Here is a 3115-nt window from a genome sequence, read left to right on the forward strand (position 1 = left end):
GGGCGCGAAGTTCTCCGAGGCGATCATCTCGAGCGTGCTCTGCTGCCGGTTGAGCTCGGCGCCGACCGCCGCCGCGACCTCGGGATCCACCGCGGCCAGCTTGTCGTTGAACAGGTCCGGTGTCGACCGGATCGTCGGTGCAGTCATGGAGAACCCTTCCGCCGCTGAGCGCGCAGCGGCCGTGGTGGGAAACCTGGGGAAGAGGAACGAGAGATGCCCCAGAGCATGCAGCAATGTCGCATTGAATGCAACACTGTTGCTCTAGACGACTTTTCTGACTTGGCCGCGTGCAGCGCAGGACCAGGATCCGCCCCCTGCATCAACCACTCTCAGTTCGATCAGCCGATTTCGGAGCGCCGTGGAATCCGGGGTTGACAGCGGGCAACAGCGCTCTTACGTTTCGTTCACCGCAACGGAGTTGCATCGACGTACGGTTGTCTTGCGGCTGAACTGAACAGCCAGGCCCCTTGCCCAATGCCGACCAGGGCCTTCCCGCCGGGCCGGCACGACCCACCCAGGAGTGGGCGCGATGACATCCAGCAATCAAGGTGCCGATCTCGGGCACAGCGGCTCCCGCACGATCCGCCGGGTCGTGACGGCGAGCTTCATCGGAAACTGCGTCGAATGGTTCGACTACGCCGCCTACGGCTACCTCGCGACCATCATCGCCCGGAACTTCTTCCCCACCAGCTCCCCCACCGCGGCCCTGTTGGCGACCTTCGGCGTTTTCGCGCTGTCGTTCATCGTCCGCCCCCTCGGCGGCATCTTCTGGGGCCAATTCGGCGACCGGTTCGGACGGCGTGCCGCCCTGTCGCTCTCAGTGCTGATCATGTCCGCCGCGACCTTCGTGATCGCGCTGCTGCCAACGCACGACCAGGTCGGCCTGTTCGCACCTGCGCTGCTGTTGCTGGTGCGCGTGGTGCAAGGATTCTCGGCCGCGGGTGAGTACGCGGGCGCATCGGCGTTCCTGTTCGAGTACGCCCCGCGCCACCGCCGCGGTCTCTACACCAGCGTGGTGCCCGCGAGCACCGCCACCGGACTGCTTCTCGGGTCGCTCATCGTCGCGCTCCTGACCTCGCTCCTGCCGCCGGAATCGATGGACTCGTGGGGCTGGCGCGTCCCGTTCCTGCTCGCCGCCCCGCTCGGCGTCATCGGGCGCTACATCCGGGTCAAGCTGGAGGACACCCCCGAATTCCGGGCCCTGGCCGACCAGGAATCCGTCACGTCCACACCGCTGCGGGAGACCTTCACCAGCAACAAGCGGGCGATCTTCATCGCCTTCAGCGCGACCTGCCTGAACGCGGTCGGCTTCTACATGCTGCTGAGCTACATGCCGACCTACCTGTCCACCGAGTTGCAGCTCGGTGAGACCGCCTCCTTCATCGTCACCACGATCGCGCTGCTCGGCTACATCGGATCGGTGTTCGTGATGGGCTGGTTGTCCGATGTGGTCGGCCGCCCGGTGATGCTCGCGACGTGCGGTGCGCTGTTCGCGCTGCTCGCGGTCCCGATGTTCCTGCTGCTGGGCGCCAGCGGGCTGATCGGCATCACCCTGATCCAGCTCGCGCTGGGCGTCCTGCTCACCATGAACGACGGCACTCTGCCGTCCTACCTCGCGGAGCTGTTCCCGACGCACGTGCGCTACAGCGGCTTCGCCTTCAGCTTCAACACCGCGAACGCGTTGTTCGGCGGGACCGCCCCGTTCGTGGCCACCGCGCTGATCCACCTCAGCGGCAACAAGATCGCTCCGGCCTGGTACCTCGCTTCCGCCGGAATCGCTGCCGCCGCGGCGATGCTGGCCGCCCGTCGCGCTCCCGTCGCGGAAGCCCTTCCGCAGGACACCAACGAGAAAGGATGTGTTCGATGAACCTCGAACGGCTCAAGGAGATCCACAACGGCGAGCGAGTTCGGCCGACGTTCTCCGACGAGGAGATGAGCCGCCGGGTGACCGCGCTGCGCAAGCAGATGGCCGAAGACGGCGTCGACGCGGTCGTGTTCACCAGCTACCACAACATCAACTACTACAGCGACTTCCTCTACACCTCGTTCGGCCGCAACTACGCCCTCGTGGTGACCGAGGACGCGCACGTCACCGTCTCCGCCAACATCGACGCCGGGCAGCCGTGGCGGCGCAGCTTCGGCGACAACATCGTCTACACCGACTGGCGGCGCGACAACTACCTGCACGCCATCGCCACCGTGCTCGAACGCTCCGGCGTCAAGTCCGGGCGGCTCGGCGTGGAGGACGACCACATCCCGCCCATGCTGCGGGCGCAGCTGGCCGACGCGCTGCCCGGGTTCAGCCTGGTCGACATCTCCGCGGCGACCATGCGCCAGCGCATGGTCAAGTCCGCAGAGGAGATCGAGCTGATCAAGCACGGTGCCCGGATCGCCGACCTGGGCGGTGCCGCGGTGGTCGAGGCGATCACCGCGGGAGTCCCGGAGTACGAAGTGGCGCTCGCCGGCACCCAGGCCATGGTCCGCGAGATCGCCCGTACCTTCCCGCACGCCGAGCTCCGCGACACCTGGGTCTGGTTCCAGTCCGGGATCAACACCGACGGCGCGCACAACTGGGCGACCAGCCGCCAGGTGCGCGACGGCGACATCCTGAGCCTGAACTGCTTCCCCATGATCGCCGGTTACTACACGGCCCTGGAGCGGACGCTGTTCTACGGCGAGCCGTCCGCGGAGCACCTGCGCTACTGGCGCGTCAACACCGCGGTGCACGAGCGCGGTCTCGAACTCATCCGGCCCGGTGCCGTCTGCGGTGAGATCGCCAACGAGCTCAACGAGATCTACGAGGCAGAGGGGCTCCTGCCGAACCGCACCTTCGGCTACGGCCACTCCTTCGGCGTGCTCTCGCACTACTACGGCCGCGAGGCAGGGCTGGAACTGCGGGAGGACATCGACACGGTGCTCGAACCCGGCATGGTCGTGTCGATGGAACCGATGATCACCGTCCCGGAGGGCCAGGCCGGGGCCGGTGGGTACCGCGAGCATGACATCCTCGTGGTGACCGAGGACGGCGCGGAGAACATCACCGGATTCCCGTACGGACCCGAGCACAACACCATCAGCAGCTGAGCTGCATTCCGGCGCCGGTGCGGGTCGACGG

The 3115-nt window shown here is 66.9% G+C and carries 2 protein-coding genes; both read left to right on the top strand.

The window, feature by feature from the left end; translation table 11 throughout:
- Positions 1–529: 529 nt before the first annotated feature.
- Positions 530–1867 (top strand): MFS transporter, encoded by a 1338-nt coding sequence (locus OU415_RS38020; RefSeq protein WP_270954649.1) that lies wholly within the window; start codon positions 530–532, stop codon positions 1865–1867.
- The gene (locus OU415_RS38025) at positions 1864–3084 is read left to right on the top strand and encodes a M24 family metallopeptidase (protein WP_270954650.1); all 1221 of its coding nucleotides are present in this window, start codon (positions 1864–1866) and stop codon (positions 3082–3084) included. Before OU415_RS38020 ends, OU415_RS38025 begins: the two co-directional genes overlap by 4 nt.
- Positions 3085–3115: the final 31 nt, after the last annotated feature.

The organism is Saccharopolyspora oryzae, from assembly GCF_027853915.1.
Classification (GTDB): Bacteria; Actinomycetota; Actinomycetes; order Mycobacteriales; family Pseudonocardiaceae; genus Saccharopolyspora; species Saccharopolyspora oryzae.